The sequence below is a fragment of the Pseudomonas sp. MPC6 genome, assembly GCF_006094435.1.
In the GTDB taxonomy this organism is placed as follows: domain Bacteria; phylum Pseudomonadota; class Gammaproteobacteria; order Pseudomonadales; family Pseudomonadaceae; genus Aquipseudomonas.
On sequence record NZ_CP034783.1, the window covers coordinates 2496261 to 2509467 of the forward strand.

The following is a 13207-nucleotide window of genomic DNA, read 5'->3' on the forward strand; positions in this document are numbered from 1 at the left end:
TCAATATCCCACGACTCAGCCTTGCGCCGGGCCTGCTCAGCTTTGCGCTGCACTCACCTCGCCAGTAGCCATGGATTTATTGCGCACGCTCCTGTACAGCAGGCTGGACACCATGAATCCGACAATGGCCAACAGGCTCATCAGGCTGAAAACGTAGTTGTAGCCTTGCTGCCCCGGGAAATGGTCGAGGATGGCGCCGTAGATGACGTAGGCGAACATGCCCGGCGCGTAGCCGATCAGGCAGCCGATGCCGAAGGCGGAACCGGTGATGTGTTGAGGGATGCCGACTTCACCCATGGGCGCCCAGAACACGCCGCGCATGGAAAACACAATCAGCGCGAAGGACAGCGTGGCGGCCATGCCCGCATAGATGAAACCCGGGTTTTTCGGGATCAGCAGGATCACGCCCATCAGCGGCAGCAAGGCCAGGAATGCCCACTTCAAATAGCGACTGGTGCTCTTGAACTGCTTGTCGGCAATGAAGCCGCCAGCGGGCCCGCCCAGGATCTTCAGGAAGTACTGGTTGATGATGCCGTAGGCGCCCACCAGTGCCACGGGCAGCCCGTACATTTCCTTGAGGTAGGGAATGAAATAGGTCAGGCCACAGTAGACGATGTAGACCATGAACACGTTGAGGCTGACCAGCCAGATACCCGGCACCTTGATGGCTTCGAGCAGATTCGCCATACCGTTTTTCGGCTTGGCGATCGACTGCGCGGTGCCGCCCTTGAGCAGGAACCAGGTCAGGGTGCCTGCCAGAATATCGATGACCGAGTAGAAGAGGATGGCCGATTTCAGCCCGGTCTCGCCAGAGCCCATGGCCACGAACACGCCCAGCGCCGAAAAAGCCACCAGGGTGTCGATGACGCCGCGCCCACCTTCCAGCAGCCCGAACAACCGCCCCTGTTCCTGATCGTCACCCAGGTTGCGGATGGCTTTGAGCAGCGAGGGCCAGAAGATGCAATCGGCGCAGACGGCCAGCAGGCTGAACACGATCAATAGATTGCTGAACGGCGGAAAGGTCGCCAGATACAGGCCCAGGCCACCGGTGCCGATCAGGCCGATGGGGATCAGTTTGCGCGTGTCGTAGCGGTCCGCCAGAACCCCGCCGAGGACGAACAGCGCAGTGGCGATGATGGCGTTGGCGCTCAATAGCAGGCCGATCTCAGTGTGGCTCAAGCCCATGAATTCTTGCATGGGGATGTAGAAGGCGTCCTTGAGGTTCGCCAGCTTGTAGATGGTGCCACCACCGAGGATGAGAATCAGGAATCTGAGCCATTTGGCCTTGTCACGAGTTGTCATTATTGTTCTCCACGTCAGGTTCAGGCGTTTTCGCGGGTGGCCAGGGTCAACTCGGCCAGGGTTCGGAACTCGGCCAGCAGGCCGCGCACATAGGCCACCTGGTTGTTCGCCCAGCGGTGTTCATCGGCCAGCATTCGCTCCAGCGAATAGCCGGCCGGCAGGGCGGTTTCACTCATTTCCCGGTACGCAATGAAGGGGTCGGCCGCCTCGAGGGTCTGGCGGAATGCCGGGGCGACGTAGTGGTTTTCCTGCTCGAGAATGAACGCGATCACTTGCGGGGTTGAGTCGCCGAGCATCAACAGTTCGAACAGCATGCGTGCGTTGGGCAGATCGTCTTCGTCGCTGCCCTGCAGCACGCCGTAATGGCCGAAGCCGTTGTGCTCGGGGACGACGCGCACACCCTTGAGGTGGGTCTGGCGGATGTGCGGCGCCAGGGTCCGCAGCGCCTGCAGGGGCTGTTCGCAGGCATTGATCATGTTGCCGAAATCGAACAAGGCATGCAGCCGCGGGTGGTCTAGCCGGGTCAGCAGTTGCGCGATCTCGCCGCTCTTGAGTTCCTCATGCTGCTCGAAGTCGAAGAACAGGTCGTGCTCATCGGCCTGCTGCGCGAGGTAATGCAGGTCAGACTCGATCAAGTCCATGACCCGGGACAGCGTGCCTTCGTAGCGTGAGTAGACGCGGATGTTGCGGGTGCCCAGGGCCTTGGCGATGGCGATCACCTGATCGACATCTTTTTTCAGCGTGCTGCTGATTTCCAGGTGCACCGCCAGGCCGAGCGCCTTGGCCTTGGCGGCAAACGCCTGCAGCTGTGCGGGTGTCATCCGGCTCAGGCTGTTTTCCTCGCCGTCCAGCAAATGCAGGCTCAGACCCTGCAACTCGTGGCGATAGGCGAAGTCCAGCAGGTCGGCGGGCGTGACACGGCCATGGGTGAGGTTGGTCAGCAAGGGATAGGCATGGGCAAACAGGCGCAGTTGCCCAAGGCGGTCTAGCAGTTGGCGGGCCAGTGCTTCAGTCAGCAGGGGAGGTGTTCCGGCCCCGGCAGCCTTGTGGCTGAGCAAGGCATTGAATCGCGCTTGGATCTTATTGTTCATTCGAGTCGTTCCTGGTTCAGACGCCGGGTCTACCGGCGCAGCCTTTATCGCGCCAGTCAGGAACTCTCGATAGATCCACTATCAGTTAAATCTTATGACCACTTGCCTTCAGGTGGCCTGCTGCAGATAGCCCATCTTGCCCAAGGCCCGGGCCAGCGCCGCGACACGCTCCTGCGCCTGGCCCTCAGGTGTACCGGCGAAACCGATGAGCAGGGCCGGCGGCAGGACATGCTCGAGGCAGTAATCGCTCAGGGCATAGGTGTGGATGTTGTGCCGGGCCAGTTCCCTGGCGATGGCGTCGTCATCGAGCGTGGGTGGCAGCCAGGCGATCAGGTGCATGCCGGCTTCCACCGGGGTGAGGGTGAAGAAACCGCCCAGTTGTTGCCGGAGCTGCTCGACCAGAGCGTGCTGGCGCGCCTGGTACAGCGCGCGCATGCGGCGAATATGGCCGAGGAAGTGGCCTTCGCGCATGAAGTCCGCCGTGGTCGCCTGCAGCAGGGTGGGCGGGCTGCGATCCATCACCGCGCGCAAGGTGCAGAAGGGTTCGACCAGGGCTTGCGGCAGGATCACATAGCCCAGCCTCAGCGAAGGGAAGAGGACTTTGCTGAAGGTGCCGACGTAGATCACTCGCGCCATCCGGTCCATGGCGTAGAGCGCGGGGAGGAGGCGGCCGCTGTAGCGAAACTCACTGTCGCAATCGTCCTCGATGATCCAGCTCTGCTGCTGCGCAGCCCAGTCGATGAGCGCCTGGCGCCGCGCATAACTCAAGGTGACGCCCAGGGGATGCTGGCGAGACGGTGTGGTAAACACCAGGCGCGCGTCCGGGCACTCGGCCAGGCCCTGCTGGACATCGATTCCCTGTTCATCGATACGCAACGGCACCACGTTGGCACCCTGGGCTTGCAGGGCAATTCTCGCCGCGATATGCCCCGGGTCTTCCATCCACACGCTGTCCTGCGGATTGAGCAACAGCATGCCCAACAGGTTGAAGGCTTGCTGGGCCCCTGACACGATCACCACCTGTTCGGCAGTGCAGTCGATGCCACGGGCATCGAAGACGTACTCGGCAATCGCCGCGCGCAAGGCCTGCAGCCCTTGCAGTTCGCCGTAGCCGAGCAGGGCCTTGGTCGGCTTGAGCAGGTGGCGGTTCATCAAGCGCCGCCACACAGCCAGCGGGAACGCGTCGTAGGAACTGTGGCTGGGCAGGAAGGAGGTGGGGGCCGCCGGATCCCAACCGGTATAGGAAACCCCGCGAAAGTGACTGCTTCGCAGCGACAGCATGGACTGGCTCAGGTCGGACAGGCGCGGGGGCTGGCGCTGCTGCTCGTCGTCGGCAAGCCCTCGATGCTCCCACTCATTGCCGACATAGGTGCCCGCTCCGGTGCGCGAGGCCAGGAAACCTTCGGCGATCAGCTGATCGAAGGCATTGAGAATGGTGATCCGTGACAGCGCCAGTTCCTTGCTCAGGGTTCGCGTCGACGGCAGGCGCACGCCCCCTTGCATTTTTCCGCTGAGAATCTGTTTGCGGATCTGCAAATAGAGTTGGCGGTACAGGGGGATGGCGCTGGCACGGTCCAGCTCGATAGCCGACAGCAGCAAACCTGCAGGGGATTTCATCACATGCTCGCCTGGAAAAAGGGTGGCTTGACCTGGAACACCTTCAGGTACCGAGGTGCGCAGGGTATCGAGAGGCACCGAATAAGTCATCCACCACAGGCCTTGCTGCCGGCGGTCGACTGTCATGAAATGAAAAGCCATTGTCGCCTGATGTAAAGCGGCTCGCCAGGCTGAGTCCTACAGTCCAATCAGCGCAAATCGACGCTGCACAGACTGGAGAACAAGAAAAAATGGCCAACGCCGTACGCTTCTACGAAACCGGTGGTCCCGACGTCCTACGCTATGAAGAGGTCGACGTCGGCGAACCCGGTCCAGGCCAGGTCCGTCTTCGTCATGTGGCGGTCGGCCTGAACTATGCCGACACCTATTTTCGCAATGGCACCTACCCGATCCCGATGCCGAACGGCATGGGGGTTGAAGCGTCCGGCGTGGTGCAGGCCATCGGCGCAGGGGTGACCAACGTACAGGTGGGCGATCGTGTCACCTACACCGGTTTTCTCAACACCCTGGGGGCCTACAGTACCGAACGCCTGATCGCGGCCGCGCCGCTGATCAAACTGCCGGAAACCATCAGTTTCGAGACGGCCGCCGCCATGACCATGCGCGGGCTGACTTCGGCGTACCTGATGCGGCGCATCTACGACTTCAAGCCCGGCGACAGCATTCTGCTGCACGCGGCTGCCGGCGGCGTCGGCCTGATCGTTTCGCAGTGGGCCAGGCTGCTTGGCCTGAACGTGATCGGCACCGTGTCCACCGAGGTCAAGGCTGAGATTGCCCTGGCCCATGGCTGCGACCATGTGATCAATTACAGCCACGAAGATGTCGCCCAGCGTGTGCGCGAGTTGACGGACGGGGTAGGGGTCAACGTGGTGTTCGACAGCGTCGGCAAGAACACCTTCATGGGCTCGCTGGACTCGCTCAAGCGGCGTGGCCTGATGGTCTGCGTCGGTACCGCCTCCGGCCCGATTCCTGATTTCAACCCGGCGCTGTTGGCGATGAAAGGCTCGCTGTACATGACCCGCCCGGCGCTGGCCGACTACATCGCCGATCCGGCAGAAAAAAACGCCCTGGCCGGCGAATTGTTCGACCACGTCGGCAGCGGTCGGATCAAGATCGAGATCAACCAGCACTATGCCTTGCAGGATGCCGTCCAGGCGCACCGCGACCTGGAATCACGCAAGACCACGGGCTCGTCGATTTTCGTCATTTAAGGAGTCGCCAGCCATGAAAGTCGAACAATTGACCTGCAGCATTGGCGCCGAACTGATCGGCGTCAACCTCGCCGATGCGGTGCATGACGACGGTCTTTTTGCCGAGATTCGTGCCCAGTTGCTCCAGCATCGGGTGGTGTTCCTGCGCGATCAGGACATCAGTCGCGCTGAGCACCTGGCCTTCGCCCGCCGCTTCGGCGAGCTGGAAGATCACCCGGTGGTCGGCAGCGATCCGGATCATCCCGGGCTGGTGCGCATCTACAAGACCCCGGATCAGCCGCTGGACCGCTACGAAAACGCCTGGCACACCGACGCGACCTGGCGCGAGGCGCCGCCGATGGGCTGCGTGTTGCGCTGCGTGGAGTGCCCGCCGGTGGGCGGCGACACCATGTGGGTCAACATGGTCGAGGCCTACGCGCGCTTGCCGGAAGACGTGAAGGTGAAGATCGCCGACCTGCGCGCCCGCCACAGCATCGAAGCCAGCTTTGGCGCCGCCATGCCGATCGAAAAGCGCCTGGCGCTCAAGGCGATGTACCCGGATGCCGAGCACCCGGTGGTGCGCACCCATCCGGAAACCGGGGAGAAGGTGCTGTTCGTCAATGCCTTCACCACCCACATGAGCAACTACCACACCCCCGCACGGGTGCGCTTCGGCCAGGACGCCAACCCGGGCGCGAGCGAGCTGTTGCGCTACCTGATCAGCCAGGCCTACATCCCCGAGTATCAGGTGCGCTGGCGCTGGAAGCCCAACAGCATCGCCATCTGGGACAACCGCAGCACCCAGCACTACGCCGTCATGGATTACCCGCCGTGCCATCGCAAGATGGAGCGTGCCGGGATCATCGGCGACAAGACGTACTGATCGACCCCTCTGCATTCGCACTCGTAAACACGTTTGCCCGGCACGATCCCGGGTGGACGCGACAATCATAAGAACAGGAGTAAACCATGCAATTCTTCGACGATTCCCTGCACCCGGAAAACATGGAAAAAGTGGTTATCACCGTGGCCCCGTACGGCCCGGAATGGATGCCCGAAGACTTCCCCGAAGACATCCCGCTGACCATGGACGAGCAGGTGCAAAAAGCGGTCGAATGTTATGAGGCCGGCGCCACAGTCTTGCACTTGCATGTGCGCGAACTGGACGGCAAGGGTTCCAAGCGCCTGTCGAAATTCAACGAGTTGATCGCCGGTGTGCGTGAAGCCGTGCCGGACATGATCATCCAGGTCGGCGGTTCGATTTCCTTCGCGCCGGAAAGCGATGGCGAAGCCGCCCTCTGGCTGTCGGACGATACGCGCCACATGCTGGCCGAGCTGACGCCCAAGCCGGATCAGGTCACGGTGGCCATCAACACCACCCAGATGAACATCATGGAATTGCTGTATCCGGAGTACCTGGAAGGCACGTCCCTGGCCAACCCCCTGTATCAGGCGGCGTACAGCGAGATGACCGTACCGGCAGGCCCGGCCTGGGTCGCCGAGCACCTCAAGCGCCTGATGGCCAACGGCATCCAGCCGCACTTCCAGCTGACCGGCATGCACGCCATGGAAACCCTCGAGCGCCTGGTGCGCCGGGGCGTCTACAAGGGCCCGTTGAACCTGACCTGGATCGGTATCGGTGGCGGTTTCGATGGCCCCAACCCGTTCAACTTCTTCAACTTCATCCACCGCGCGCCAGACGGTTGCACCCTGACTTCCGAGTCGCTGCTCAAGAACGTCATGCCGTTCAACACCATGTCGATGGCCATGGGCATGCACCCGCGCGTGGGCAATGAAGACACTATCATTGATCACAAGGGCGATCGTTTCGGTTCGGTTGCACAGATCAAGCAAACCGTGCGCATCGCGCATGAACTGGGTCGCGAGATCGCCACCGGCAAAGAAGCCCGTGAGATCTACCGCATCGGCGTGCAGTACCAGAGCATCGAGGAAACGCTGCTGGCCAACGGCATGGCCCCCAACCGCAAGGCTGGGCAGAAAGGCGTGCCGCAACGCGGCTGATCGGCAGGCGATGCGGGCGGCCGATGGTCTCCCGCTCGCTGCCCTGCTACACGCTTGATAACAACAATAAAACAAAGCTTTGAGGAGGCTGCATGGCCTTTCACCCAATCGCCGCAGACGATGACGACTGCGCTGTCGGTGTTGCGCGCCCGTATGCCTGGATCGTCTTCGCACTGACGTTCGGGCTGTTGATTTCCGATTACATGTCGCGCCAGGTGCTGAACGCGGTGTTCCCGATGCTCAAGGGTGAATGGGCCCTGAGCGACGGCCAGCTCGGCCTGCTCAGTGGCATTGTCGCGCTGATGGTGGGCCTGCTGACATTCCCGCTGTCGCTGCTGGCCGACCGCTTCGGCCGGGTCAAGAGCCTGGCGCTGATGGCCTTGCTCTGGAGTCTGGCGACGCTGGGCTGCGCCGTGGCGCAGGACTATCAGCAGATGTTCATTGCCCGCTTCATGGTCGGCGTCGGCGAAGCGGCGTATGGCAGCGTCGGCATCGCGGTAGTGATTTCGGTGTTTCCCAAACACCTGCGTGCCACGCTGGCCAGTGCCTTCATGGCGGGCGGCATGTTCGGTTCGGTATTGGGCATGGCGCTGGGCGGTGCAATCGCCGCCAAGCTGGGCTGGCGCTGGTCGTTTGCCGGCATGGCGCTGTTCGGCCTGCTGCTGGCCGTGCTGTACCCGATTATCGTCAAGGAAGCACGCATTGCCCCGCAACGCGCCGCCCAGGCGGCGAACAAGGCGGTTGCTGCGGTCAAGCGGCCGTTGCGTACGCTGTTTGCCAGCCGCTCGGTGATCGCCGCCTACATCGGCAGTGGCTTGCAACTGTTCGTCGGCGGCACTGTGGTTGTGTGGATGCCCAGTTACCTCAATCGGTATTACGCCATGCCCACGGACAAGGCGGGCGGCGTCGCGGCGATCATCGTGCTGTGCAGCGGTGCGGGGATGATCCTGTGCGGCATGCTCAGCGATCGACTGAGTCGCCATGCGCCGGAGCGCAAAGTCTCCTTGGCCATCGCCTATTGCCTGGGCAGTTGCCTGCTGTTGTCGGCGGCGTTCGCCCTGCCGCCAGGCCCTGCGCAACTGGCGCTGATCTGCCTGGGCATGTTGATTGCCGCGGGCACCACCGGGCCGTGCGGCGCGATGGTTGCCAACCTGACCCATTACTCGGTCCACGGCACGGCGTTCGCCACGCTGACCCTGGCCAACAACATGCTGGGGCTGGCGCCCGGGCCGTTCATCACCGGCAGGGTGTCCGACCTTATCGGCTTGCAGGCGGCTTTTCAGCTGGTGCCCCTGGTCAGCCTCGCGGCAGGGGCCGTGTTCTTTTATGCCAAGTGTCATTACCTTCGGGACATTGCCCGGCTCAAGGGTGAGCGGGTCGCCGATCCGGTGGGCAAATCCGTGTCAGAGGTGCCCGCACCATGAGTACCCTCGCTCTTACCCGTATCCACAGCCGAACGCGCGAATTGGCGCCAGGGTTTATCGTCAGCCTGATCGTGGCCGCCGCCGCGTCCTTTCTGTCCGAGCATTACGGCGCGCCGGTGATGCTGTTCGCGTTGTTGCTGGGCATGGCGCTGAACTTCCTGGCCGGCGACGGAGCCTGCAAGGCCGGCATCGAGTTCACCGCACGCACCGTGTTGCGCATCGGCGTGGCGCTGCTGGGCATGCGCATCACCCTCGAGCAGATGGTTGCGCTGGGCTGGAAGCCTGTGGCGCTGGTGGTGATCCTGGTGGTGGTGACCATCGGCGTGTCGGTGATCGCCGCCAAGGCCCTGGGCTTTCAGCGTTTGTTCGGCATGCTCACCGGCGGGGCCACCGCGATTTGTGGTGCCTCGGCCGCGCTGGCGCTGGCGGCGGCCTTGCCCAACCATCCGCAGAAAGAACGGGCGACGTTGTTCACGGTGATCGGAGTGTCGGCGCTGTCGACCCTGGCGATGATCGTGTACCCGATGATTGCCAATTGGCTGTCGTTGTCACCGCAAATGGCGGGCGTGTTCCTCGGGGCGACCATCCACGATGTCGCCCAGGTGGTCGGTGCCGGCTACAGCATGTCGACCGAGACCGGCGATACGGCCACGGTGGTCAAGCTGATGCGGGTGGCCATGCTGCTGCCGGTGATCGTCTGCGCCGCGATGATTACCCGGATGCAGGGAGCCGACCCGGCCGGCAAACGACCGCCGCTGTTGCCATGGTTCGCCGTCGGGTTTCTGATATTGGCCTGTATCAACAGCACCGGCTGGATAGCCCCGGTGGTGCAGGGCTCGGTCAATGAGCTGTCGCGCTGGTGCCTGGTGGTGTCCATCAGCGCCCTGGGCATGAAAACCCAACTCAAGGAGCTGGCGGCGGTGGGCATCAAGCCCATCCTGTTGATGTTGGGGGAGACGGTGTTTCTCGTGGTGCTGGTGCTGTTGCTGCTGCGCTGGGGGGGATAAATATCTACCAGGCATGAAACCTGTGGGATCCACACCGGTTTTTGCGGCGACTGTACCAGCGGTCGCCGCTTTTTTTTTGTGCAGCCTCTTTCAGTCCTCCGAAAGTTGCTCAGGGCGGGGCAGGGGGCTTGGCTCGCCGGGTGACTTGGGTTGTTTTTGCGCGCTGCGCCAGGCCGCCGGCGGCATGCCGAACTGGGCGATGAACCAGCGCGTGAAGGAGCTCGCCATGGAGTAGCCGAGCATGTCGGCGATCCGGCCCAACGAGTAGTTCGGGTTGTCCAGGTAGCGCAGCACCAGGTCGCGGCGCACGTCATTGATCAAGTCATTGAAGGCACACCCGTCGTCTTTGAGACGGCGCTGCAGCGTGCGCACGTTCATGCCCTGGGTCTGGGCAATCTGCTCGATGGTGGCGCGTCCCATCGGCAACAACAGGTAGATGGCCTTGCGCACCTCGAACAGCATCGAAGGGCCTTCGTGACCCAGCAGCGAGTCGAGGTAACTCTGGGCGTAACGCGCCATGGCCGGATCGGCATGGGGGTTGGTCATGTCGAGGCTGGTGTTGGGACAGACAATGCCATTGAACTCGCTGCCGAACTCCAGTTTGCAGCCGAACAGACGGCGATGCAGCTGCAGGTTGTCGGGCGGCTGGTGCGTGAAGTTGACGCTGTAGGGTTGCCAGTGTGTGCCGAGCAGGGCGGCGCACAGGCGGAACATCACCCCGATCGCCAGTTCATTGGCTTGTCGGCAGGACATGGGCGAGTCGGCGACCACCTCTTCGCGAATGATCACCATCTTGCCGGCCTCTTCAATGAACAGGGCCAGCGAGTCGTTCATCAGGTGACGGTAATGCACCAACACTTGCAGCGCGTCACGCAGCGTTCGCTGGTGGCTGAGCAGCAGGCTGACCACCCCGAAGTGCGAGAGCTGGCGCGACTCGGCCATGCTCAGGCCGAAGCTCTGGCAGCCGCTGGCGGCGGCCGAATCCTCCAGCAGACGCACGGCGGCATCGATGGGGATGCGGTGTTCGGGCGCCAGCAGCTTGGCTTTGCTCAAGCCGACGCCGGCGAGTACATCGCGCGGGTTGAACCCCAGGTACTGGGTGACCTCCAGGTAGTTGGTCAAGACGGCGGCGCGAACGAGCTTGGGCATGCGAAGGTCTTTCCTGGCCGGTTGCGATTCGAATTAGCGTGGCGACTATATCCAGCACATCGGCAATTGAACAGTTGTGACGTTGTCCCGGGCGCTCGTCCGATTCTGTCCCCAATCACCACGCTTGTCCTGCAGCAATCGACGCTTACCCAGTGATTACGGTGAGCTTCGCAGCAGCGGCGGGGACGTTCGCCCCCTGTCCGCTGCATGCCAGCGCCTGGAAATTTGTCATGAAAAGAAAAGTGCCTGACGTCCAATGAAAAGCGCCTCGGGCGAGCTCTCTCTAATGTCGGTCCTACAAAAAGCCCCTGGCGAATAACGCCAGTCGAGTCATCGAGAGGGCGGCTGCGCTGAAAACAAATAAAAAAAGGCGGAGACAACGCAATGCATAACACTAAGCGTCACGGGTTCGTACCCTCGCGTTACACCCTGTTGGCCTCGGCCATTCTGGCCGCTGCCGTGCCGGTCGCGCAGGCGGTCGAGCTCGACACAGGGAACCCGGACTGGGCCGTGCGTCTGGATAACACCGTGAAGTACAACTACGGCGTACGCACCGAAAGCGCCGACAAGCGGATGCTGGGCACGCCGAACAACAACGACGGCGACTACAACTTCCGCAAGGCCGGGACCAACATCACCAACCGTGTCGACCTGTTGACCGAGATGGATGTGGTCTATCAGGACCACGTGGGTTTTCGCGTCAGCGCGGCCAGTTGGTACGACAAGGCCTACGAGAACACCGGTTCCAATTCCAACCCGTTCGTCAACGGCAATGGCGGGACGTCGGGCCTGGTCGCCAATGATCCGCGCCTTGCCGCGGTCAGCGGCGACAACGTCGGCAACGGCAGCCCGCACCTGAGCAACTATGCGCGGCGTTACTACACCGGTCCCTCCGGCGAAATCCTCGATGCCTTCGTGTTCTACAGCACCGAAGTGGGCGAGGAGTCGCTGCTGAACGTCAAGGCCGGCCAGCACAACGTGTTCTGGGGCGAGACCATTCTCAGCCCGGTGCACTCGATCAGTTACGGCCAGTCCGGCCTGGACCTGGCCAAACTGGCCGCCTCGCCCGGTACCGAGGCCAAGGAACTGTTCGTTCCGCGCAACCAATTGTCGATGTCGTTCACGGTCAACCCCGAGTTGACCGTGGGCGCTCAGTATTTCCTCGATTGGGATGCCGCCCGCCTGCCTGAAGCCGGTACCTACTATGGCGGTTCCGATCTGGTCGGCTTCGGTGCGCAGTCGTTCCTGCTGGGCAACACCAATGGCGTGGTGCCGGGCAGCCCCCTGGGCTGCGGCCTGGCGCCCTGCAACGGGCTGACCAATGTGCGTCGCGGTCATGACCTGACGCCGGACAAGCGCGGCGACTGGGGGATCATGGCCAAGTGGTCGCCGGCCTGGCTGGATGGCACCCTCGGCGTTTACTACCGCGAGACTTCGGAAATCCTCCCGCAAGCCTGGCTGGATGCCAGGGGCCTGAGTTCGGCCAACCCCAATGGCACGCCGCCGGCAGGGCAAGTGCCTGCGGTAGTGAATACGCTCAACTCGTTGAGCACCGCCACCTATCAGATGGCCTATGCCGACAACATCAAGATCGTTGGCCTGAGCCTGTCCAAGGACGTTGGCGGGGTGAGCGTCGGTTCGGACCTGAACGTTCGTCACAACATGCCGCTGGCCAGTATCCCGGCGATCGTCAGCACCAACAGTCCGCTGGGTCTGGGCGCGGGTCTTGGCCTGTTGCCGGCGCGGACGGCGGCTACCGGCGTGGTGTATGACACCCCGCAAAAGGGCGACAGCATGGCCGCCACCGGCGACACCTTGCACTGGACGCTCAACGGCCTGATGACCTTCCCGAAAACCCCGGTGTTCGATTCGGCCAGCCTGCTCGCCGAGTTGTACTACAGCAACCTGCTCAAGCTCGATAGCAAGAACGAAGCGCTCTACAAGGGCAAGGACAGCTACCGCGGCATCGACGCAGCGACCCGGGACAACTGGGGCATCGCGGTCAACTTCACACCGACCTGGTACCAGGTATTCCCGGGGGTCGATCTCAGCGCCCCGATGTCGATCAACGTCGGCCTCGACGGCGTGTCGCCGGTGTCCGGTGGCGGTGCCAAAGACACCGGTAACTATGCCATCGGCCTCGGGGCCGTTGTGTACAACAAATACTTCGTCGACCTGAAGTACGTGGACGCCTTCGGCAAGACCGACAAGTGCGACGCCAGCGGCCTGAGCACCGGCGCGGCCAGTGCCGGCAGCGGCGACGGCTCGACACCCAATGCCTTTAGCGGCAATGAAAACTACGCCTGTTACGCCGGTGGCTACTCAGCCTTCTCCGGTGGAGGGGCCACGACTGAGGACCGTGGCGCCGTTTACCTGACGATGAAAACCACTTTTTGAGTCACCAC

General features: G+C 62.6%; 10 protein-coding genes. 6 read left to right on the plus strand and 4 right to left on the minus strand.

The features are described 5' to 3' along the window. Nucleotides 1–36: 36 nt before the first annotated feature. From ELQ88_RS13770 to ELQ88_RS13780, 3 genes are all read right to left on the minus strand, one after another. Entirely contained in the window at nucleotides 37–1302 is a 1266-nt protein-coding gene (locus tag ELQ88_RS13770) for an MFS transporter (protein WP_138965695.1), read from the minus strand. Nucleotides 1303–1322: 20 nt separating this feature from the next. Continuing rightward, complete coding sequence (locus ELQ88_RS13775) at nucleotides 1323–2393, minus strand: TIM barrel protein (RefSeq protein WP_138965696.1); 1071 nt, start codon at nucleotides 2391–2393, stop codon at nucleotides 1323–1325. A 108-nt stretch (nucleotides 2394–2501) separates the two neighbouring features. Beyond that, on the minus strand, nucleotides 2502–4010 hold the full coding sequence (locus ELQ88_RS13780; RefSeq protein ID WP_138969518.1) for a PLP-dependent aminotransferase family protein: 1509 nt from the start codon (nucleotides 4008–4010) through the stop codon (nucleotides 2502–2504). Nucleotides 4011–4240: 230 nt separating this feature from the next. Here ELQ88_RS13780 and ELQ88_RS13785 point away from each other — a divergent pair, with 230 nt between their 5' ends. From ELQ88_RS13785 to ELQ88_RS13805, 5 genes are all read left to right on the plus strand, one after another. Beyond that, complete coding sequence (locus ELQ88_RS13785; protein ID WP_138965697.1) at nucleotides 4241–5221, plus strand: quinone oxidoreductase; 981 nt, start codon at nucleotides 4241–4243, stop codon at nucleotides 5219–5221. 13 nt (nucleotides 5222–5234) lie between these two features. Then, nucleotides 5235–6083 carry a TauD/TfdA family dioxygenase gene (locus ELQ88_RS13790; protein WP_138965698.1) on the plus strand — a complete coding sequence of 283 codons (849 nt, stop codon included), beginning with the start codon at nucleotides 5235–5237 and terminating at the stop codon, nucleotides 6081–6083. Nucleotides 6084–6169: 86 nt separating this feature from the next. Next, a complete protein-coding gene (locus ELQ88_RS13795; RefSeq protein ID WP_138965699.1) occupies nucleotides 6170–7222 on the plus strand; it encodes a 3-keto-5-aminohexanoate cleavage protein in 1053 nt (350 codons plus the stop codon). A 92-nt stretch (nucleotides 7223–7314) separates the two neighbouring features. Continuing rightward, nucleotides 7315–8646: an MFS transporter gene (locus ELQ88_RS13800; protein ID WP_138965700.1), complete on the plus strand. Its 1332-nt coding sequence runs from the start codon at nucleotides 7315–7317 to the stop codon at nucleotides 8644–8646. Then, complete coding sequence (locus tag ELQ88_RS13805) at nucleotides 8643–9653, plus strand: putative sulfate exporter family transporter (protein ID WP_128871479.1); 1011 nt, start codon at nucleotides 8643–8645, stop codon at nucleotides 9651–9653. The genes ELQ88_RS13800 and ELQ88_RS13805 overlap by 4 nt, the downstream gene beginning before the upstream one ends. A 90-nt stretch (nucleotides 9654–9743) precedes the next feature. Here the strand turns inward: ELQ88_RS13805 and ELQ88_RS13810 are convergent, their stop codons facing one another. After that, nucleotides 9744–10802 (minus strand): AraC family transcriptional regulator, encoded by a 1059-nt coding sequence (locus ELQ88_RS13810; RefSeq protein WP_138965701.1) that lies wholly within the window; start codon nucleotides 10800–10802, stop codon nucleotides 9744–9746. A gap of 384 nt (nucleotides 10803–11186) precedes the next feature. Between ELQ88_RS13810 and ELQ88_RS13815 the strand changes: the two genes are divergently transcribed. Next, on the plus strand, nucleotides 11187–13199 hold the full coding sequence (locus ELQ88_RS13815; protein ID WP_128871478.1) for a DUF1302 domain-containing protein: 2013 nt from the start codon (nucleotides 11187–11189) through the stop codon (nucleotides 13197–13199). Nucleotides 13200–13207 lie beyond the last annotated feature (8 nt).

Excerpts from the sequence above, each read along its gene's own strand:
- ELQ88_RS13810 (WP_138965701.1), bottom strand. The coding sequence starts at position 10,802 with ATGCCCAAGCTCGTTCGCGCCGCCGTCTTGACCAACTACCTGGAGGTC.
- ELQ88_RS13790 (WP_138965698.1), top strand. The coding sequence starts at position 5,235 with ATGAAAGTCGAACAATTGACCTGCAGCATTGGCGCCGAACTGATCGGC.
- ELQ88_RS13775 (WP_138965696.1), bottom strand. The coding sequence starts at position 2,393 with ATGAACAATAAGATCCAAGCGCGATTCAATGCCTTGCTCAGCCACAAG.
- ELQ88_RS13780 (WP_138969518.1), bottom strand. The coding sequence starts at position 4,010 with ATGAAATCCCCTGCAGGTTTGCTGCTGTCGGCTATCGAGCTGGACCGT.
- ELQ88_RS13795 (WP_138965699.1), top strand. The coding sequence starts at position 6,170 with ATGCAATTCTTCGACGATTCCCTGCACCCGGAAAACATGGAAAAAGTG.
- ELQ88_RS13785 (WP_138965697.1), top strand. The coding sequence starts at position 4,241 with ATGGCCAACGCCGTACGCTTCTACGAAACCGGTGGTCCCGACGTCCTA.
- ELQ88_RS13800 (WP_138965700.1), top strand. The coding sequence starts at position 7,315 with ATGGCCTTTCACCCAATCGCCGCAGACGATGACGACTGCGCTGTCGGT.
- ELQ88_RS13770 (WP_138965695.1), bottom strand. The coding sequence starts at position 1,302 with ATGACAACTCGTGACAAGGCCAAATGGCTCAGATTCCTGATTCTCATC.
- ELQ88_RS13805 (WP_128871479.1), top strand. The coding sequence starts at position 8,643 with ATGAGTACCCTCGCTCTTACCCGTATCCACAGCCGAACGCGCGAATTG.
- ELQ88_RS13815 (WP_128871478.1), top strand. The coding sequence starts at position 11,187 with ATGCATAACACTAAGCGTCACGGGTTCGTACCCTCGCGTTACACCCTG.